The organism is Streptomyces sp. NBC_00400 (assembly GCF_036048035.1).
Classification (GTDB): domain Bacteria; phylum Actinomycetota; class Actinomycetes; order Streptomycetales; family Streptomycetaceae; genus Streptomyces.
In genome coordinates this window covers 2,063,679-2,082,623 of record NZ_CP107940.1, presented here as the reverse complement: position 1 = coordinate 2,082,623, position 18,945 = coordinate 2,063,679, and the positions used below count along the sequence as shown (strand labels likewise).

At 72.6% G+C, this 18,945-nt stretch carries 14 protein-coding genes; 9 read left to right on the top strand and 5 right to left on the bottom strand.

Annotated features, from left to right (window positions below; translation table 11 throughout):
- The first annotated feature begins 88 nt into the window (after positions 1-88).
- The 8 genes from OHS81_RS09100 to OHS81_RS09065 all read left to right on the top strand — a co-directional run bounded on the left by OHS81_RS09100 (position 89) and on the right by OHS81_RS09065 (position 8,598).
- A complete protein-coding gene (locus tag OHS81_RS09100; protein WP_129293893.1) occupies positions 89-748 on the top strand; it encodes a response regulator in 660 nt (219 codons plus the stop codon).
- A gap of 92 nt (positions 749-840) precedes the next feature.
- On the top strand, positions 841-3,627 hold the full coding sequence (locus OHS81_RS09095; protein WP_328384131.1) for a DNA translocase FtsK: 2,787 nt from the start codon (positions 841-843) through the stop codon (positions 3,625-3,627).
- Positions 3,628-3,850: 223 nt separating this feature from the next.
- The gene (locus OHS81_RS09090; protein WP_328384129.1) at positions 3,851-4,657 is read left to right on the top strand and encodes a helix-turn-helix domain-containing protein; all 807 of its coding nucleotides are present in this window, start codon (positions 3,851-3,853) and stop codon (positions 4,655-4,657) included.
- A 127-nt stretch (positions 4,658-4,784) separates the two neighbouring features.
- Positions 4,785-6,281, top strand: a complete 1,497-nt coding sequence (rimO, locus tag OHS81_RS09085; protein ID WP_328384127.1) for a 30S ribosomal protein S12 methylthiotransferase RimO — start codon at positions 4,785-4,787, stop codon at positions 6,279-6,281.
- Positions 6,278-6,919 carry a CDP-diacylglycerol--glycerol-3-phosphate 3-phosphatidyltransferase gene (gene pgsA / locus OHS81_RS09080; protein ID WP_328384125.1) on the top strand — a complete coding sequence of 214 codons (642 nt, stop codon included), beginning with the start codon at positions 6,278-6,280 and terminating at the stop codon, positions 6,917-6,919. Before rimO ends, pgsA begins: the two co-directional genes overlap by 4 nt.
- Positions 6,916-7,452 carry a CinA family protein gene (locus OHS81_RS09075; protein ID WP_328384123.1) on the top strand — a complete coding sequence of 179 codons (537 nt, stop codon included), beginning with the start codon at positions 6,916-6,918 and terminating at the stop codon, positions 7,450-7,452. Before pgsA ends, OHS81_RS09075 begins: the two co-directional genes overlap by 4 nt.
- Positions 7,453-7,546: 94 nt before the next feature.
- Entirely contained in the window at positions 7,547-7,930 is a 384-nt protein-coding gene (locus OHS81_RS09070) for a helix-turn-helix domain-containing protein (RefSeq protein WP_086720541.1), read from the top strand.
- A 197-nt stretch (positions 7,931-8,127) separates the two neighbouring features.
- Positions 8,128-8,598: a Dps family protein gene (locus OHS81_RS09065; protein ID WP_328384120.1), complete on the top strand. Its 471-nt coding sequence runs from the start codon at positions 8,128-8,130 to the stop codon at positions 8,596-8,598.
- Positions 8,599-9,129: 531 nt separating this feature from the next.
- On the opposite strand, the gene OHS81_RS09055 is transcribed toward OHS81_RS09065, so the two are convergent.
- From OHS81_RS09055 to OHS81_RS09035, 5 genes are all read right to left on the bottom strand, one after another.
- The gene (locus OHS81_RS09055) at positions 9,130-9,906 is read right to left on the bottom strand and encodes an SDR family NAD(P)-dependent oxidoreductase (protein WP_328384117.1); all 777 of its coding nucleotides are present in this window, start codon (positions 9,904-9,906) and stop codon (positions 9,130-9,132) included.
- Between the two features lie 61 nt (positions 9,907-9,967).
- Complete coding sequence (locus OHS81_RS09050; protein WP_328384115.1) at positions 9,968-10,810, bottom strand: Fpg/Nei family DNA glycosylase; 843 nt, start codon at positions 10,808-10,810, stop codon at positions 9,968-9,970.
- A 69-nt stretch (positions 10,811-10,879) separates the two neighbouring features.
- Positions 10,880-15,658 carry an Lhr family helicase gene (locus OHS81_RS09045; RefSeq protein ID WP_328384113.1) on the bottom strand — a complete coding sequence of 1,593 codons (4,779 nt, stop codon included), beginning with the start codon at positions 15,656-15,658 and terminating at the stop codon, positions 10,880-10,882.
- Positions 15,659-15,797: 139 nt separating this feature from the next.
- Complete coding sequence (locus OHS81_RS09040; RefSeq protein ID WP_328384111.1) at positions 15,798-16,721, bottom strand: hypothetical protein; 924 nt, start codon at positions 16,719-16,721, stop codon at positions 15,798-15,800.
- 236 nt (positions 16,722-16,957) lie between these two features.
- Positions 16,958-17,467 carry a MarR family winged helix-turn-helix transcriptional regulator gene (locus tag OHS81_RS09035; RefSeq protein ID WP_328384109.1) on the bottom strand — a complete coding sequence of 170 codons (510 nt, stop codon included), beginning with the start codon at positions 17,465-17,467 and terminating at the stop codon, positions 16,958-16,960.
- 80 nt (positions 17,468-17,547) lie between these two features.
- On the opposite strand from OHS81_RS09035, the gene OHS81_RS09030 reads away from it, so the two are divergent.
- Complete coding sequence (locus tag OHS81_RS09030) at positions 17,548-18,717, top strand: PP2C family protein-serine/threonine phosphatase (RefSeq protein ID WP_328384107.1); 1,170 nt, start codon at positions 17,548-17,550, stop codon at positions 18,715-18,717.
- The last annotated feature ends 228 nt before the right edge of the window (positions 18,718-18,945 follow it).

The following is an 18,945-nucleotide window of genomic DNA, read 5'->3' as shown; positions in this document are numbered from 1 at the left end:
TACCATGACCGGCACAAGGACGGGCGGCGTGACGGAGTCGTCCCCTGGGGTGGCGTCCGGTTCCATGCCGGGGCGAGGAGGACGGGCCATGGTGCAGAAGGCCAAAATCCTCCTGGTCGATGACCGGCCGGAGAATCTGCTGGCGCTGGAGGCGATCCTCTCTGCGCTCGATCAGACACTGGTGCGGGCATCGTCCGGGGAGGAAGCGCTCAAAGCACTGCTCACGGACGATTTCGCGGTGATTCTGCTCGATGTGCAGATGCCGGGGATGGACGGCTTCGAGACCGCCGCGCACATCAAGCGGCGGGAGCGGACCCGCGACATCCCGATCATCTTCCTCACGGCCATCAACCACGGCCCGCACCACACCTTCCGCGGCTATGCGGCCGGCGCGGTGGACTACATCTCCAAGCCGTTCGACCCCTGGGTGCTGCGCGCCAAGGTCTCGGTGTTCGTCGAGCTCTACATGAAGAACTGCCAACTGCGCGAGCAGGCCTCCTTGCTGAGGCTGCAGCTGGAGGGCGGGCGGCCGAGCGCCGACGAGGCGCGGGAGTCCGCGGGGCTGCTCGCCGAGCTCTCCGCGCGGCTGGCCGCGGTCGAGGAGCAGGCCGAGGCGCTGTCCAAACAGCTGGACGAGACGGCAGATGCGGCGGCGGTCGCCACGGCCGCCCATCTGGAACGCAAACTGACGGGTCTGCGCCGGGCTCTGGATGCTCTGGAACCGGGAGCGGGCAGCGTCGCGGGGTGACTGACGCCCTTTCATGAGGCGGGCGCGCGACACGTTCGGGTGAAGCGCTGTGCGCTCGTGAGATGCCCGTGTTCGCCTGTAATCTCGTCGCCATGGCCTCACGTACGTCCGGCAAGGGAACCCAGAGCGCGGCGGGACCCTCCAAGCAGCGCGCCGGACGGACCGCGGGCGCCGCCAAGAAGACCGCCGCGAAGAAGGCACCCGCCAAGCCGGCGGTCAAGAAGACCGCGGCCGCGAAGAAGGCACCGGCCAAAAAGGCTCCGGCCAAGCGGGCTCCGGCCAAAAAGGCGGCTCCCAAGCCGGCGCCGTCACCCACCGGCGGCGTCTACCGCCTCGTCCGTGCCTGCTGGCTGGGGCTGGCGCACGCCATCGGGGCGGTGTTCCGCGGTATGGGCCGCGGCGCGAAGAACCTCGATCCGGCGCACCGCAAGGACGGGCTGGCGCTGCTGCTGCTCGGCCTGGCGCTGGTCATCGCGGCCGGTACGTGGTCGAACCTCAGCGGCCCGGTCGGTGACCTCGTCGAGCTGCTGGTGACCGGGGCGTTCGGCCGGCTCGATCTGGTCGTGCCGATACTGCTCGGCGGCATCGCGATCCGCCTCATCCGGCACCCCGAGCGGCCGGAGGCCAACGGCCGGATCGTCATCGGGTTGTCCGCGCTGGTCGTCGGTGTCCTGGGACAGGTCGCCATGGCCTGTGGCTCGCCGGGCCGGGACAACGGTCTGGCCGCCATACAGGATGCCGGCGGCTATCTGGGGTGGACCGCGTCCAAGCCGCTGATCTTCACCGTCGGACAGACCCTGGCCGTGGCGCTGCTGGCGCTGCTGACCGTCTTCGGGCTGCTGGTTGTCACCGCGACGCCGGTGAACGCCATCCCGCAGCGGCTGCGGGCGCTCGGCGTCCGGCTGGGCGTGGTGCAACCGGACGAGCCCGAGGAGTACTTCGACGAGGCCGAGGACTATGCGGAGGAGTGGCGCGAGCAGCCCGCCCGCACACCGCGCCGCGGCGCCGCCGCACCGGCCGCGAGCGACCCGGAGGCGATAGAGGAAGCGGCCCTGGCCCAGCGCCGCCGCCCGCGCCGGGCCTCCGTACAGCCGTCGGCGGACCGGCCGATGGATGCGGTGGATGTGGCAGCGGCGGCCGCCGCTGCGCTGGACGGCGCGGTGCTGCACGGTGTGCAGCCCTCCCCGCTCGTCGCCGGGCTCAGCAGCAGCATCTCCGGGGAGCGCCGGGGGGACGACGGCGAGGACACCGCGGGGGAGAGCGGCACGGTGCCGCCGGCCCGCGGCGCGGAGCCGAAGCCGTCCGTGGCCGAGGACACCCCGGCCGTACCGGACTTCACCAAGGCGCCGCCGGAGCCGTCCGGTGAGCTGCCGGCGCGGGCCGAGCAGCTTCAGCTGTCCGGTGACATCACCTACTCGCTGCCCTCGCTGGACCTGCTCTCGCGCGGCGGGCCCGGCAAGACCCGCAGCGCCGCCAACGACGCCATAGTGACCGCCCTGACCACGGTCTTCCAGGAGTTCAAGGTCGATGCGGCGGTCACCGGGTTCACCCGCGGCCCGACGGTCACCCGCTACGAGGTCGAGCTGGGCCCGGCGGTCAAGGTCGAGAAGATCACCGCGCTGGCCAAGAACATCGCCTACGCCGTGGCCAGCCCCGATGTCCGGATCATCAGCCCGATCCCCGGTAAGTCCGCGGTCGGCATCGAGATCCCCAATACCGACCGCGAGATGGTCAACCTCGGCGATGTGCTGCGGCTGGCCGATGCCGCGGGCGACGAGCATCCGATGCTGGTGGCGCTCGGCAAGGACGTCGAGGGCGGCTATGTCATGGCCAACATGACCAAGATGCCGCACGTCCTGGTGGCCGGTGCCACCGGCTCCGGCAAGTCCTCCTGCATCAATTGCCTGATCACCTCGGTCATGGTGCGGGCCACGCCGGAGGACGTCCGGATGGTGCTGGTCGACCCCAAGCGCGTCGAGCTGACCGCGTACGAAGGCATCCCGCACCTGATCACGCCGATCATCACCAACCCCAAGCGCGCCGCCGAGGCGCTGCAGTGGGTGGTGCGCGAGATGGACCTGCGCTACGACGACCTCGCGGCGTACGGCTTCCGGCACATCGACGACTTCAACGAAGCGGTGCGCAGCGGCAAGGTCAGCTCTCCCGAGGGCAGCGAGCGTGAGCTGGCGCCCTACCCGTACCTGCTGGTGATCGTCGACGAGCTGGCGGACCTGATGATGGTCGCGCCGCGTGATGTGGAGGACTCCATCGTCCGCATCACCCAGCTCGCCCGCGCGGCGGGCATCCATCTGGTGCTCGCCACCCAGCGCCCGTCCGTCGATGTGGTCACCGGCCTGATCAAGGCCAATGTGCCCTCCCGGCTCGCGTTCGCCACCTCCTCGCTCGCCGACAGCCGGGTCATCCTCGACCAGCCGGGCGCCGAGAAGCTGATCGGCAAGGGCGACGGGCTGTTCCTGCCGATGGGTGCCAACAAGCCGGTCCGTATGCAGGGCGCGTTCGTGACCGAGGCAGAGGTCGCGGCCGTGGTCCAGCACTGCAAGGATCAGATGGCGCCGGTCTTCCGCGACGACGTCACCGTCGGCACGGCGAAGAAGAAGGAGATCGACGAGGACATCGGCGATGATCTCGATCTGCTGTGCCAGGCCGCTGAGCTGGTGGTTTCCACGCAGTTCGGGTCGACGTCGATGCTTCAGCGCAAGCTGCGGGTGGGCTTTGCCAAGGCCGGCCGGCTGATGGACCTCATGGAGTCGCGCACTATCGTCGGGCCGAGCGAGGGGTCCAAGGCCCGCGACGTTCTGGTGAAGCCCGATGAATTGGATGGAGTGCTGGCGGTGATCCGGGGGGAGGCTACCGAGTAGCACAGACATCCGGGTCCCGCATACGAGAGAAGAAGGCAACCGTTTCGCCTGCCGATACGTCAAGTTGAGGGAGACGAGGGAACGATGCTTCACCATCAAGCCCCAGGGCACCGCCGAGGGCGTTCCGATGGCGTAAAACCCCGCTCTCCCGCTTGCCCGACCCTTTCGCTCCACCCCTAGACTGAACTTCCAGCAGGTGGCTACACGCTCGAAAGGCGCCCCCGTGTCCATCGGCAACTCCCCCGAAGCAGACCGTCCTTCCGTCGGCGCTGCCCTCCAGAAGGCCCGTATCGGAGCGGGACTGACCGTCGAAGAGGTCAGTACGACGACACGGGTGCGCATCCCCCTCGTGCAGGCGATCGAGCAGGACGACTTCTCCCGCTGTGGCGGCGATGTCTACGCCCGGGGGCACATCCGGGCGCTCGCCCGCGCGGTCTCCCTCGATTCCCGGCCGCTGATCGACCAGTTCGACGCCGAGCACGGCGGACGGCCCGCGCCGACCCCCGCCGCACCGCTCTACGAGGCCGAGCGGATCCGTTCCGAGCCGCGCCGCCCCAATTGGACCGCGGCGATGGTCGCGGCGATCGTCGCGGTGGTCGGGTTCATGGGCTTCACGCTCTTCACCGGCAACGGCAAGAGCGACAGCGGCCCGGTCGCGGGCGGCGACGCCAATGCGAAGCCGGCGCCGGCGCCCACCCGCCATCCCTCGACCATCAAGCCGCCCGTCAAGCCCGATCCCTCCGACAGCGCCGTCGCCGGACTGCCGAAGGACAAGGTCACGATCAAGGTGACCGCCCGTGACGGCCAGAGCTGGGTCTCCGCCAAGGACGCCAACGGCAAGCTCCTGGAGGACGGCCTGCTCAAGAAGGGCGAGTCCAAGACCATCACCGACAAGGAACGCATCGACCTGGTCCTCGGCAATGCCGGAGCCGTACAGCTGTACGTCAACGGCAAGGAGGTCAAGAAGGTCGGCGACAAGGGCACGGTGGAGCGGCTCAGCTATACGCCAGGGGATCCCCAGGCGGGCTGAGAGCCCTCCTCGGTGGGTGCCGGCCGCCCACGCTCGGTGGGTGCCCGCCGCCCGCGCCGGGCTCCCGGAACGGGCGGCGGAGACCTGCGCGCCAAGGGGGTGGCCGGGACAAAGTAGGCTGAGGCCTATGCCCGAACGCCGTACCGTCGCCCTTGTCACTCTTGGCTGCGCCCGTAACGAGGTGGACTCGGAGGAGCTCGCAGGCCGCCTGGCAGCGGACGGCTGGGACCTCGTCGAGGAAGCCGCCGATGCCGATGTCGCCGTCGTCAACACCTGTGGTTTCGTCGAGGCCGCGAAGAAAGACTCCGTCGACGCCCTGCTGGAAGCCAACGATCTGAAGGATCACGGCAGAACCCAGGCCGTGGTGGCCGTCGGCTGCATGGCCGAGCGCTACGGCAAGGAGCTCGCCGAGGCGCTGCCCGAGGCCGACGGTGTGCTCGGCTTCGACGACTACAGCAGTATCTCCGACCGCCTGCAGACCATCCTGAACGGCGGCATCCACGCCGCCCACACCCCGCGCGACCGCCGCAAGCTGCTGCCGATCAGCCCGGCCGAGCGCCAGGGCTCCGCCGGTGTCGCGCTGCCCGGCCACGCCCAGGAGGAGCCGGCGGCCTCCCCGCCCGAGGATCTGCCGGAGGGCATCGCGCCCGCCTCCGGGCCGCGTGCGCCGCTGCGCCGCCGGCTCGGCAGCAACCCCGTGGCCTCGGTGAAGCTGGCCTCCGGCTGCGACCGGCGCTGCTCGTTCTGCGCCATCCCGTCCTTCCGCGGCTCCTTCATCTCGCGCCGGCCCTCCGATGTGCTCGGTGAGACGCGCTGGCTGGCCGGGGAGGGCGTCAAGGAGATCATGCTGGTCTCCGAGAACAACACCTCCTACGGCAAGGACCTCGGCGACATCCGGCTGCTGGAGACGCTGCTGCCGGAGCTGGCGGCGGTCGACGGCATCGAGCGGATCCGGGTCAGCTATCTGCAGCCCGCCGAGATGCGGCCGGGTCTGATCGATGTGCTGACCGGTACCGACAAGGTCGCGCCGTACTTCGATCTGTCCTTCCAGCACTCGGCGCCCGGGGTGCTGCGCTCCATGCGGCGCTTCGGCGGCACCGACAGCTTCCTGGCGCTGCTGGAGACGATCCGTACGAAGGCGCCGCAGGCCGGTGCCCGCTCCAACTTCATCGTCGGCTTCCCCGGGGAGAGCGAGAGCGACCTCGCGGAGCTGGAGCGCTTCCTCACCGAGGCCCGGCTCGATGCCATCGGCGTCTTCGGCTACTCCGACGAGGACGGCACCGAGGCCGCCTCGTACGAGGACAAGGTCGACCCCGACGTGGTCGCCGAGCGGCTGGCGCGGGTCTCCCGGCTGGCCGAGGAGCTGACCGCCCAGCGTGCCGAGGAGCGGATCGGCGAGACGGTGCGGGTGCTGGTCGACCGGAACGACGACGAGGACGGCCTCGTCGGGCGGGCCGCGCACCAGGCGCCGGAGACCGACGGCGTCACCCTGCTGTCGACCGGCCAGGAGCTGGCACCCGGCCGTATGGTCGAAGCAAAGGTGGTGGCGAGCGAGGGCGTCGATCTCGTTGCGGAGGTGCTGTCGGTGGAGGGCACGGGGTGTACCGAGGAGGCGGCCAGATGAGCGGAGTCCCGGCTTCCGCAGCTGGCGGCCCGCGCACGGCGCCGGTCGTCCGGCAGGCCGGGCTGTGGAACATCGCCAACCTTCTGACGATGCTGCGGCTGGTGCTGGTCCCGGCCTTCGTGCTGCTGCTGATGCACGACAACGGAACGGACCCCGTCTGGCGCGTCTTCGCCTGGGCCGCCTTCGCCGTCGCCATGATCACCGATGTCTTCGACGGGCATCTGGCGCGCACGTACAACCTGGTCACCGACTTCGGCAAGATCGCGGACCCGATCGCGGACAAGGCGATCATGGGTGCGGCGCTGATCTGTCTGTCGGTGCTGGGGGATCTGTCGTGGTGGGTGACCGGCGTGATCCTCTTCCGGGAGCTCGGCATCACGCTGATGCGGTTCTGGGTGATCAAGCACGGAGTGATTCCGGCCAGTCGTGGCGGCAAAATCAAGACATTGGCGCAGGGCACCGCGGTGGGCATGTACGTCCTGGTGCTGACCGGCCCGCTGGCGACCTTCCGCTGGTGGGTGATGGCGGTGGCCGTCGCGCTGACCGTGGTCACCGGGTTCGACTACATCCGGCAGGCCGTGGTGCTGCGCCGGGCCGGACTGGTCCGGGAGCGGGCCGAGCGGGACGCGGCACGGTGAGCGGGCCGGGTTCTGCCGCGGCCGGGGCGCTGGAACTGCTCGCCGGGCGTGGGCAGAGCCTGGCGGTGGCCGAATCACTGACCGGCGGCCTGGTGGCGGGTGCACTGACCGCTGTCCCCGGGGCCTCGCGGGTGGTCCGCGGCTCGGTCACGGCGTACGCCACCGACCTCAAGCGGGAGGTGCTGGGCGTGGACGCCGCCCTGCTGGCCGCGTGCGGTGCCGTGGACGGGGAGGTCGCGCGGCAGATGGCGCGCGGTGTGCGGCGGGTGCTGGGTGCCGACTGGGGCATCGCCACGACGGGGGTGGCCGGCCCCGATCCGCAGGACGGATATCCGGTGGGCACCGTTTTCGTGGCGGTTCAGGGGCCGGACGGGGCCGGGCAGGTGCGGCGGCTGGCGCTGGAGGGTGATCGTGACCGGATCCGCCAGGACACCATTCATGCCGTGCTCGCAATGCTGTTGAGCGAACTGACAGAAAATACGCGGGCACAGGATACGGAACAACACGGGGGGAATGGATGTTTGCAGCCCTGAGTGAACACGTACTTGCACCCCGCACGCCTCCAGCCCGAGGCGGTACGGTGGGGCGAGAAGGATCCGGATCCGAGGTCCGAGGAGGGAGCCAGCGATGATTCTGCTTCGTCGCCTGCTGGGTGACGTGCTGCGCCGACAGCGTCAGCGCCAGGGCCGAACCCTGCGCGAGGTCTCTTCCTCCGCCCGGGTATCGCTCGGCTATTTGTCCGAGGTGGAGAGGGGGCAGAAGGAGGCTTCCTCCGAACTGCTCTCATCGATCTGTGACGCGCTGGATGTGCGCATGTCCGAGCTCATGCGGGAGGTCAGCGACGAGCTGGCACTCGCCGAGCTGGCAGCGTCCGCGGCCGCGAGCGACCCGGTGCCCGCACCGGTGCGGCCGAAGCTCAATTCGGTGTCCGTCACGTCTCTGGCCGGTGTGCCGGAGGAGCGCGTGACCATCAAGTCCCCGGCCGACGTCGTGGATGTCGTCGCGGCCTGACACCCCTGTTCGTACGTACCGGAGCCCCGGCGGGCGGCAGCCCGCCGGGGCTCCGTGCTGTCCGGGTGCGGGCGGGGGTGCGGGGCGGAACGGCACCCCGGGGAGGGGCCCGTACGGGCTGTCCGGGCAGCTCGGAACGGGCGATTCATTTATACGATGGGCAAATCGGATATATCGCCTGAATCAGGAGTGTCTGGATGTCTGTCGTCAAGAGCACGCTGTCCGATAAGGACCGCAAAGTGGTCGGGACCTCCCTGCAGGGAGCGCTCGTCGACCTGGTGGACCTGTCTCTCGTGGCCAAGCAGGTGCACTGGAACGTCGTCGGGCCCCGCTTCCGCTCCGTACACCTGCAGCTCGACGATGTGGTCGCCAGCGCACGGCAGCATGCCGACACGGTGGCCGAGCGGGCGTCCGCGATCGGGGTGTCCCCGGACGGGCGGGCCGTCACCGTCGCCAAGACCAGTGGCATCAGCGAGATCACGGATGGGTGGATCAAGGACGGCGATGTGGTGCGGGCGATGGTGAACGCGCTCGGCGCGGTCATCGGCCGGATGCGCGAGCGGATCGTTGCCACCGCGGACCCGGACCCGGTCAGCCAGGACATCCTGATCGGGCTGACCGCAGACCTGGAGAAGCACCACTGGATGTTCCAGGCCGAGGCCCACTGACGGCCGCGGCGCGCCCGCTGAGGTACCGCGGCGCCCGCCGTGGGGCTGTGGCGCCCGCTGGGGCCGGCGTGCCGGGGCGTGCCGTGCGGGCCTGCGGTGCCCGCTCCGGGGCCGTGCGGCGTCGGGGTCCGTTGCGGGGCTTTGTGGGGCGGGCTGCGCGCCGGAAATGCCCCGGTGCGCCCTCCCGCCGGGCGGCGGGGCCCGTCTAGCGTCGGCCGGAGGAGGCAGCCATGGGGTGGCGTGATGTCGCGGCCCGTGCGTCGGCCGGCCGGCGCCTGCGGGCCGTACCCGGGCGCTGGATATCCGGGGCCGTTGTCGGGGCCCTGTGGTGGTGGGCGGCGGTCCGGCTGGTGGTGTGGCCGCAGTCGGCGGGGGTGGTCGAGGGGGTCGTGGTGCTGGGCGGCTGGGGGCTCAGCCTGCTGCCGGTGCACTGCGTTCCGCGGGCGGACCGGCCTGACGGCGGCCCGCGGCGCGCTCTGGTCCGGGTGGTCAGGGGGTTTCACGGGGCGCGGGGGGCCTGGCGGACGGTGGTCACCAGGGCATGGCGACGCCGCCGTTCGGGCGGAGGATCTGGCCGGTCATGAACGACGAGGCATCCGACGCCAGATGCAGCACGGTGTGGGCGATGTCCTCCGGCTCTCCCACCCTCCCCAGGGGCGACATCCGGATCATCGGCCCCTCCGCCTGCTGCTGGGCCCGGTCGGTGTGCCGCTCGGTCATCGCCGTGCGGACCCACCCCGGGGCGACGGCGTTGACGCGGATGCCGTGCCGTCCCACCTCTGTGGCCAGGGTCTTGGTGAGCTGGACGACGGCGGCCTTGGCGGCGCCGTAGCAGAGCAGGCCGGGTGCACCGGTGTCGATCGCGCCGGAGGCCATGTTCACGAGGGAACCGGGGGTGGCGGTGGCGATCATGGCGCGGGCCGCCTCCTGGCAGCCGTGGAGCACGCCCTTGAAGTTGGTGTTCCAGACCCGGTCCAGCTCCGCGTCCTCGGTCTCCAGGACGGTGGAGGAGTACATGATCCCGGCGATGTTCGCCATCACGTCGAGGCGGCCGGTGGCGCTGCGGGCGGCGTCGACGACCGCGGCGATCTCGTCGCGCCGGGTGACATCGAGGCGGTGGGCGTGCGCCGCGCCCCCTGCCGCGGTGATCGCCGCCGCGGTCGCCTGGACGCCCTGATCGTCGAGATCGGCGCAGTGGACGGTGGCCCCGGCCTCGGCGAGGAGGGCGGCGGTGGCGCGGCCGATACCGCTTGCCGCGCCGGTGACGATCGCGGTGCGGCCCGTGAGGTCGTACGCCGTGAAGGGCATGGGGCGAGGGTAGGGAAGTATCTGACGGTGCGTCAATTGGTGTGCTGTGATCCGGTCCGGCTCAGTCCGCGGGCCGGGCGGCGGGCCGGTCGGGCTGGCAGGCGGGGCACCAGTAGGTGACGCGCTCCTCGGCGGCGGGGCCCTGGTCGGCGGTGCGGATCCCGGTACCGCAGCGCAGGCAGGGGCGGCCGGCCCGGCCGTAGACCCACAGCCGGCGGTCGGGGCGGGCTCTCCTGCTGTGCTCGAAGGGGTGGGGGTGGCCCCAGGGGGTGGTGGTGCGGGCGGGGCGGTGTTTGTTGGCCTCCAGGAGCTTTTTGGCGAGGGCGGGCAGGCGCTCGGGCCGGGGCAGTTGGCCGACCGGGAGCCAGGGGGAGGCGCGCAGCAGAAAGCACAGCTCGGACTTGTAGACATTGCCGATACCGGCGAGATTGCGCTGGTCGAGCAGGGCCTCGCCGAGCGGGCGCCCGGGGGCGGAGAGCAGCCGGCCGAGGGCTTGTTCCGGGTCCCAGTCGGGGCCGAGGAGATCGGGTCCCAGGTGGCCGACGACCCGGGACTCGTCGGCGGTGCGCAGCAGGTCGAGGACGGGGAGACGGTAGCCGACGGCGGTGTGTTCCGCGGTGCCGAGGACCGCCCTGATCTGATGGGCGGGGCCGCCGCGCCAGCGCTCGGCCGGGGCGTAGATCTTCCATGCGCCGTCCATCCGCAGAGGGGAGTGCAGGGTGAGACCGCCCTCGAAGCGGGTGAGGAGGTGCTTGCCGCGGGAGCGCACCTCCAGCACCTCGCGGCCGGTCAGGTCCACCGTCGCGAGCCGGGGGACCCGCAGGTCGCAGCAGGTCAGCGGGTGGCGGGCCAGCGCGTCGCCGAGCCGCTGGGCCAGGCGCCAGACGGTGTCACCTTCGGGCATGTCACCATCATGCCGCGCGGGTGGGCGCGGGCGGGGCTCCCGGCGCGGGGGCGCGGCTGCCGCATCCCGTCACCCCCGCAGCCGCAGTCCCCTCGGGGTCGGGTGGAAGCCGGCGGACTCCAGGGCGGGGGCGTAGGGGGAGGTGAGCGCCGAGGTGCCGTTGATGCGTTCGGTGGTGAGGGTGCCCAGGGCGCCGGCGTGGGCGGCATCCGTCAGCGCCTCGATGGCGAGCTGCAGGCGGGGGTCCGTGGCGGCCGGCGCCGGGTCGTGGCCGAGCGGCCAGACGAGCAGGGTCTTGCCGCCGCGCTCCAGGTAGAGCGTCAGCTCGCCGTCGACGAGGACGACGAGGGCGCCCGCCTTGCGGCCGGGCTTGTGGGCCGAACCCTCGGGCGGCTCGGGCCAGGACAGGGCGGCGCCGTAGGCGTTCGCCGGGTCGGCGGCGGCCAGCACGATCGCGCGCTGCGGGCCGCCGCGCCGGGACTGCGCCGGGCCGCCGTCCGTCAGGGCGTCATCGGCGGTGCGCTCGCGCTGGGTGCTGACCGCGCGCAGCCGGTCCACCGCGCCGTCCATCGCGAACTGGGCGGCGCCCAGCCCCTCCACCACATAGCCGCGGCGGGCCTGGCCGGACTCCTCGAAGGCGGCCAGTACGCGATACGCGGCGGAGAACCCGCCCTCGACCCCCTCGGCGGCGACCGCGCCGCGGGTGACGATGCCGTGCCGGTCCAGGAGCGTGCGGGCCAGGGCGTGGGCGCGGTGGGTGGGGTCCGGTTCGGGGGCGGGCAGCAGCGACCAGCGGCCGCCCACCGTCGGCGGGCCGGAGCGGGAGGCGGTGGGGCGGCCGCCGCGGCCCGCGGCCGCGGTCAGCGAGCCGTATCTGCCCCGGGGAACGGCCCGGCGGGCGCGGTGGGCGGTCGAGCCGGCCGTACGGCCCGAGCCGAGGAGGGCACGCAGCGGGGCCAGGGTGTCATTGGTCAGCCGGCCCGACCAGGCCAGGTCCCACAGGGCGTCGGCCAGTTGGGAGTCGGTGGCCTCGGGGTGGGTGGTGGCGCGGACCTGGTCGGCGAGCTGGCGGAAGAACAGCCCGTATCCGGGGGCGAGGGCGGTCAGCAACGACTCGTGCAGCGCGGTCAGTTCCAGCGGGAGGGGCTGCGGGAGCAGGAGCGGGGCGGAGTCGGCGAGATGGAGAGCGACCCAGCCGTCCTTGCCGGGGAGCGCTCCGGCGCCGGCCCACACCACCTCGCCGGTGGTGGTGAGTTCGTCCAGCAGGGCGGGGGTGTAACCGCCGACGCGGGAGGGCAGCACCAGCTTTTCCAGGGCGGAGGCGGGTACGGGGGCGCCCTGCAGCTGCTCGACGGCACGCACCAGACCGTCGATACCGCGCAGGCTGTGCGACGCGCCGGTGAGCGGCGCCGGCACCCCGCTCGCCGGCGCCGGCCGGGGCGCGCCGAGGTGCTGCCACTGGGGGAGGAAGGCGGCGAGCGCGGCGGGCGGCACCGGTTCCAGCTCCTCGCGCAGCGCGGCGAGCGAGCGGCGGCGCAGCCTGCGCAGCACCTGGGCGTCGCACCACTCCTGGCCGATGCCCGCGGGGTGGAACTCCCCCTGGACGACCCGGCCGGCCGCGGCGAGGAGATGCAGCGCACCGTCGGTGACGGCCGTGCCGAGGCCGAAGCGGGCGGCGGCCTGCTCGGAGGTGAACGGGCCGTGGGTGCGGGCGTAGCGGGACAGCAGATCGCCCAGCGGGTCCTTGACCGGTTCCGTGAACGACTCGGGGATGCCGACCGGCAGTGCGGTGCCCAGGGCGTCGCGGAGCCGGCCGGCGTCCTCGACGGCGGCCCAGTGCTCGGCCCCGGCGATCCGCACCGCAATGGCCCGGCGGGCGGCGGCCAGCTCCCCGGTCCAGGCCGGATCGGCGCCGCGCTCGGCCAGCTCGGCGTCGGTCAGCGGCCCCAGCAGCCGCAGGACGTCGGCGACGCCCTCGACGTCCTTGACCCGCCGGTCGTCCGTGCGCCACTGCAGCTCGCGCTCCAGCCCGGTCAGCACCTCGGCATCCAGCAGCTCGCGCAGCTCGGCCTGGCCCAGCAGCTCGGCCAGCAGCCGGGTGTCCAGGGAGAGGGCGGCGGCGCGGCGCTCGGCGAGCGGGGAGTCGCCCTCGTACAGGAACTGGGCGACATAGCCGAACAGCAGCGAGCGGGCGAACGGGGACGGCTCGGGAGTGGTGACCTCCACCAGCCGGACCCGGCGCGCCCCGATGTCCCCCATCAGCTCCGACAGGCCCGGTACGTCGAAGACGTCCTGCAGGCACTCGCGGACGGCCTCCAGCACGATCGGGAAGGACCCGAACTCGCTCGCCACCTGGAGGAGCTGCGCGGCGCGCTGGCGCTGCTGCCACAGCGGGGTGCGCTTGCCGGGGCTGCGCCGGGGCAGCAGCAGTGCGCGGGCGGCGCACTCCCTGAACCGGGAGGCGAACAGCGCGGAGCCGCCCACCTGGTCGGTGACGATCTGGTCGACCTCGCCGTGCTCGAAGGCGACATCGGCCGCCCCCACGGGGGACTGCTCGGGGTCGTACTCCGTGCCGCGGGCGGCCGGGCCCGGATCGGCGGCCGGATCGAAGGCGCCGTCGCCGTCCAGGAGGTCGAGGCCCAGCAGATCGGCGTCGGGCAGCCGCAGCACGATGCCGTCGTCGGCATGCATCACCTGGGCGTCCATGCCGTAGCGCTCGGCGAGGCGGGCGCCGAGGGCCAGCGCCCACGGGGCGTGCACCTGGGCGCCGAAGGGGGAGTGGACGACCACCCGCCAGTCGCCGAGCTCGTCACGGAACCGCTCCACGACGATCGTGCGGTCGTCGGGGACATGGCCGCAGGCCTGCTTCTGCTCGGCGAGATAGCTCAGCACATTGGACGCCGCCCAGTCGTCCAGCCCGGCGGCGGACAGCCGGGTCCGGGCGTCCTCCGGCCCGAGCGCGCCCAGTTCGCGCAGGAACGCACCGAGCGCACGGCCCAGTTCGAGGGGGCGGCCCAGCTGGTCGCCCTTCCAGAAGGGCAGCCGTCCCGGTACGCCGGGGGCGGGAGTGACCAGCACCCGGTCGCGGGTGATGTCCTCGATGCGCCAGGACGTCGTGCCGAGCGTGAAGACATCGCCGACGCGGGACTCGTAGACCATCTCCTCGTCGAGCTCGCCCACCCGTCGCCCGCCCCCGCCCTTGCCGGAGTCGCCGCCCGCCAGGAACACCCCGAACAGGCCGCGGTCGGGGATGGTGCCGCCGGAGGTGACGGCCAGCCGCTGGGCGCCGGGGCGGCCCGTGACGGTCTGCGCGACGCGGTCCCACACCAGGCGCGGCCGCAGCTCGGCGAAGGCGTCGGAGGGGTAGCGGCCGGCGAGCATGTCCAGCACGGCCGTGAACGCAGACTCGGGGAGCCCCGCGAACGGGGCCGCCCGCCGGACGACGGCCAGCAGCTCCTCGACGTCCCAGGTGTCCATCGCGGCCATGGCGACGAGCTGCTGGGCGAGGACGTCCAGCGGATTGGCCGGCACCCGCAGCGCCTCGATGGCGCCCGAGCGCATCCGCTCGGTGACCACGGCTGCCTGCACCAGATCGCCGCGGTACTTGGGGAAGACGACGCCCGTGGAGACGGCGCCGACCTGGTGCCCGGCCCGGCCGACCCGCTGCAGCCCGGAGGCGACCGACGGCGGCGACTCCACCTGGATGACCAGATCGACCGCGCCCATGTCGATGCCCAGCTCCAGGCTGGAGGTGGCGACCACGGCCGGCAGCCGGCCCGCCTTCAGGTCCTCCTCCACCTGGGCGCGTTGCTCCTTGGACACCGAGCCGTGGTGGGCGCGGGCCAGCAGCGCTGGGGCGCCCCTGGCCGCCCCGGCCTCGGCCATCAGCTGGGCGGGGGAGTGGTGCTCGGGAAGCGCCTCGCCGGTCTGCCGCTCGTAGGCGATCTCGTTGAGGCGGTTGCACAGCCGCTCCGCCAGCCGGCGGGAGTTGGCGAAGACGATCGTGGAGCGGTGGGCCTGGACAAGATCGGCGATCTTCTCCTCGACCTGCGGCCAGATGGACGGCTTCTCGCCGGTGTCGCCTTCCTGGACGGGGGAGCCGCCCAGCTCGCCCATGTCCTCCACCGGGACGACCACCGACAGGTCGAAGCGCTTCCCGGACGGTGGCTGGACGATCTCCACCCGGCGCCGCGGTGACAGGTAGCGCGCCACCTCCTCCACCGGCCGCACCGTGGCGGACAGCCCGATCCGGCGGGCCGGACGGTCCAGCAGCTCGTCCAGCCGCTCCAGGGACAGCGCCAGATGCGCACCGCGCTTGGTGCCGGCCACCGCATGGACCTCGTCCACGATCACCGTCTCGACGCCCGCCAGCGCCTCCCGGGCCGAGGACGTCAGCATCAGGAACAGCGACTCGGGGGTGGTGATGAGGATGTCCGGCGGGCGGCTTGCGATCGAGCGACGCTCGGCGGGCGGGGTGTCGCCGGAACGGATGGCGACCTTGAGGTCGGGCTCCGGCAGCCCGAGGCGGACCGACTCCTGCCGGATGCCCGTCAGCGGACTGCGCAGATTGCGCTCGACGTCGACGGCCAGCGCCTTCATCGGGGAGACATACAGCACCCGGCAGCGCTTCTTCGGCTCGGCGGGCGGGGCAGTGCTCGCCAGCGCGTCCAGGGACGCCAGGAAGGCGGCGAGGGTCTTGCCGGAGCCCGTGGGGGCCACCACCAGGACGTCGGAGCCCGCGCCGATCGCCCGCCAGGCCCCTTCCTGCGCGGCGGTGGGCGCGCTGAACGCCCCGGCGAACCAGCCGCGGGTCGCGGGGGAGAAGGAGTCGAGCGCTGCCTTGGCCATGTCCTCCATCGTGCACCGGACCACTGACAACGCGGTCGTCGCGCGCCGCGCCGCCGGCCGCGGAGCGGGCTCTCCCGGGCCGTCCCACCGGCATCGCCGCGGCCGTCACCGCCGGCGAACCGGCCCGGGAGGGGAGCGCTCAGCTGATGCGGCGCCCGTACGCCCGCAGGGTCAGCAGCGCCTTGAGCGTCACCATCGGGCGGCTCTCCAGCGCCGTCCCGGGCGCCCACGCCCGCCAGTTGACCGGCCAGCCGCCGTCCTCCTGCTGGAGCGCGCCGAGGTGGTCCAGCGCCCGGTCCATCTCCTCGTCGGTGAACCAGTCGCGCGCCAGCGAGCCGGGGGCGGGCGCGAAGTCGTACGCCAGGTGATGCTCGCCGGGGGCGTACCCCTGCGCCACCGGGACGTCCGCGGCCCGCTCCGGGTCCAGCAGCGCCAGGTGCTGTTCCCTGACGAGCCGGCCGAGGCGCTGCGCCGCCGCGGCGGCCCGCGGCCGGTCCGGGGCGCCGTCCAGGAAGGCCACCGCCGCCTCGACCTCGTACGGATGGGTCCGGGTCAGGGACTCCACGGTCGCCCAGCAGTAGTCCGTGGCGCGGAAGAGCCAGGCGTGCCAGACCTCGTTGCGGTGCAGTACCCCCACCACGGGGCCGGTGGCCAGCAGTGCGCTCGGCGGGTCGTCGACCACCGGGATCCAGGGCGCGGCCGGATAGCCGCGCTGCGAGGGGTGCACCGCGGGCAGTGCGCCGTCCGGAGTGGAGATCTTGGTCAGATAGCGGCAGATGCGCTCCACCTGGCGGCCGTCACAGCGCCCGATCAGATCGAGGACGTGCAGGGCGTGGGCGGTGTGCAGCGGCTGGCTGACCGGGCCGCGGAGATCGGGCTCCAGCGCGTGGCCGAAGCCCTCGTCGTCATTGCGGTACGCGGCGAGTGCGGTCTCGACCGGGTCGGCCGCGCCGCCGAGGAAGTGGTACGCGAAAAGCCGCTGTTCGAGCACCCGCGCGGTCAGCCAGACGAAGCGCTCGCCGCGCGCGAGAGGGGTCGAAGGAGGAGTTGCGTTGTCGGCCATGGCCTGACCGTAGGGCGGAAATCCCCCGGCGGCACCGGCTCGCGCACCGCTGCCCTCCCAGGCGGGATACTGAAGGCATGCGGTTGACGGATCTTGCGGCGGTGTCCGCCGGCCCCGGGCCGGCTGCGGGCCGCGGGAGGCACCGCGCAGGCGGTCCGCTGCGTGCAGGCCGTGCGAGGTCTGCAGGCCGTCCCCCGGCGGTGCGAGGCGACGGGAGGAGCGGGACCGCGGCGGCGCTAGGCGCTGTCCGCGACGTCGCCGCCTCGGGGCGCCGCGTCGTCCCGGTCCGCCGCGAGCCGGGCGGACGCCGCGTGGAAGGCCTCCAGGCCTGCCGCGAGCCGGGCGACATCGGCCGGTTCCATGCGGTCGAGGGTGGCCGTGACCTCCCGGCTGCGCGCCACGCGGTACTGCTCGAGCAGCACCCGGCCGCGCAGGCTCAGCCGCAGCTCGACCTCCCGCCGGCTGGTCGCGCTGGGTCCCCGCTCCGCGAGGCCCATGGCTTCGAGGCGGTCGCAGAGCCTGCTGACCGCCGGTGGACGCGAGCCGAGCGCTTCGGCGAGGGTGCGCAGATTGGTGCCCTCGCGGCGCTCGATCACCAGCAGAGCGCGCAGCTGGGACAGCGAGACCTCCGCCGAGCGTGCCGCTTCCTGCCCGCGTCCCCACAGCACCTCGAGCAACTCGGCCGCGGCAAGCGCCGCCGCGCTTGCGCGCTCGTGGGAATGGGGCCGACCGGTGAAACGGGACACACGAACACTCTGTCACCCTGTGCGTGCCCTTGTCAGACCGACCCTGCCCTTGGACCTGGACGAAGGGTGTCCGCGAAACCATGACCCAACGCCTCGAAGTGGAAACGGCGCTGCGCGCCGCGGCGCCGCATGCCCTGGTCGACGCCCTGCGGGACGTCGTCACCACCGCCTACCGGGCCACCGCGGTGCGGCTGCTGCTGACGGACTACGGCGGGACGGTGCTCAGATCGTGCGAAGGCTCGGGGCACGGTGAGGACTCGCTGTCCGTCTTCGGCAGCCCGGAGGGGCGGGCGCTGGGCAGCCAGGAACCCCGGGAGCAGCAGGTGGCGCACGGGGACGCCGTCGAGCACCATCTGCCGGTGACGGTGCGTGGCGACCGCATCGGCATCCTGACGGTGCGGCTCCCGGAAGAGGGCTCCACGCCGGAGGTCGTCGACGAGCTCAGGTACGTGGCGGACCTGCTCGGGCGCGAGATCCTTGTCGCCGAGCGCGACACGGACGTCTACCAGCGGGCCCGCAGGGTCAGCCGCCTCACCCTGGCCGCGGAGATGCAGTGGCAGCTGCTGCCCGCCCGCGCGTACAGCGACGCGCGGTTCGCCCTCGGGGCCCAGCTGGAGCCCGCGTACGCCGTGCACGGTGACAACTTCGACTGGTCCGCGGACGCCGACGAGCTGACCTTCACCGTCACCAACGGGATGGGCGAGGGCATCGAGGCCTCGCTCCTCACCCACCTTGCGGTCAACGCCCTGCGCAACGCCCGCCGGGCCGGTGTCGGCCTCGCGGACCAGGCGGCCCTGGCCGACCAGGCCGTCCACGACCACTACCGGGGCGCGGCCCATGTGTCCACGCTGCTGCTGCGCATCGAGCTCGCGACGGGCCGGGTGGAAGCCATCGACGCGGGATCGCCGCAGATGTGGCGGATGCGGGGGAAGTCGGTCGAGCGCATCGCTCTCGATGCCCAGCTGCCCCTGGGCATGTTCGAGGAGTCCCACTACACCCCGCAGGAGTTCACGCTCGCCCCGGGAGACCGCCTGATCTTCGTCAGCGACGGGGTGTACGAGACGCTTTCGCCACGGCAGGAGAGGTACGCCGAGCAAGCGCTCTCGCGCGCCATCCACGCCACGAGTCTGCTGCCGGCCGCCATGGTGCCCCGTGAGGTCCTGCGCGATGTGGCCGATTACCGTGAGGCGGAGTCCTTCGATGACGCTTTGGTGCTGTGTCTTGACTGGATCGGCGACGGTCACTGCTGAACAAAGATCATCGCTGCCCCTGTGCGGGAACGTGGCCGGCCGTGATGCACTGCGGTCACCGGCGTTGTGCCTGGGCAGGAGGTTACGGGTGTCCCGGGAGAGCCGACCGCAAGGATTCGGCTGCCCGGCCGCTCGCGACCGCCGGTGGGTGAAGAGCCGGGCACGCGGGTTCCGGCCCTTGATCGTGCTCGCTAACATTTGCCGGGCGACAACTGTTAACGGTGAGCG

Coding starts and splice junctions, on each gene's coding strand:
- OHS81_RS09050 (WP_328384115.1), bottom strand. CDS start 10,810: ATGCCCGAAGGTGACACCGTCTGGCGCCTGGCCCAGCGGCTCGGCGAC.
- OHS81_RS09040 (WP_328384111.1), bottom strand. CDS start 16,721: ATGGCCGACAACGCAACTCCTCCTTCGACCCCTCTCGCGCGCGGCGAG.
- OHS81_RS09055 (WP_328384117.1), bottom strand. CDS start 9,906: ATGCCCTTCACGGCGTACGACCTCACGGGCCGCACCGCGATCGTCACC.
- OHS81_RS09100 (WP_129293893.1), top strand. CDS start 89: ATGGTGCAGAAGGCCAAAATCCTCCTGGTCGATGACCGGCCGGAGAAT.
- pgsA (WP_328384125.1), top strand. CDS start 6,278: ATGAGCGGAGTCCCGGCTTCCGCAGCTGGCGGCCCGCGCACGGCGCCG.
- OHS81_RS09095 (WP_328384131.1), top strand. CDS start 841: ATGGCCTCACGTACGTCCGGCAAGGGAACCCAGAGCGCGGCGGGACCC.
- OHS81_RS09065 (WP_328384120.1), top strand. CDS start 8,128: ATGTCTGTCGTCAAGAGCACGCTGTCCGATAAGGACCGCAAAGTGGTC.
- OHS81_RS09030 (WP_328384107.1), top strand. CDS start 17,548: ATGACCCAACGCCTCGAAGTGGAAACGGCGCTGCGCGCCGCGGCGCCG.
- OHS81_RS09070 (WP_086720541.1), top strand. CDS start 7,547: ATGATTCTGCTTCGTCGCCTGCTGGGTGACGTGCTGCGCCGACAGCGT.
- rimO (WP_328384127.1), top strand. CDS start 4,785: ATGCCCGAACGCCGTACCGTCGCCCTTGTCACTCTTGGCTGCGCCCGT.
- OHS81_RS09045 (WP_328384113.1), bottom strand. CDS start 15,658: ATGGCCAAGGCAGCGCTCGACTCCTTCTCCCCCGCGACCCGCGGCTGG.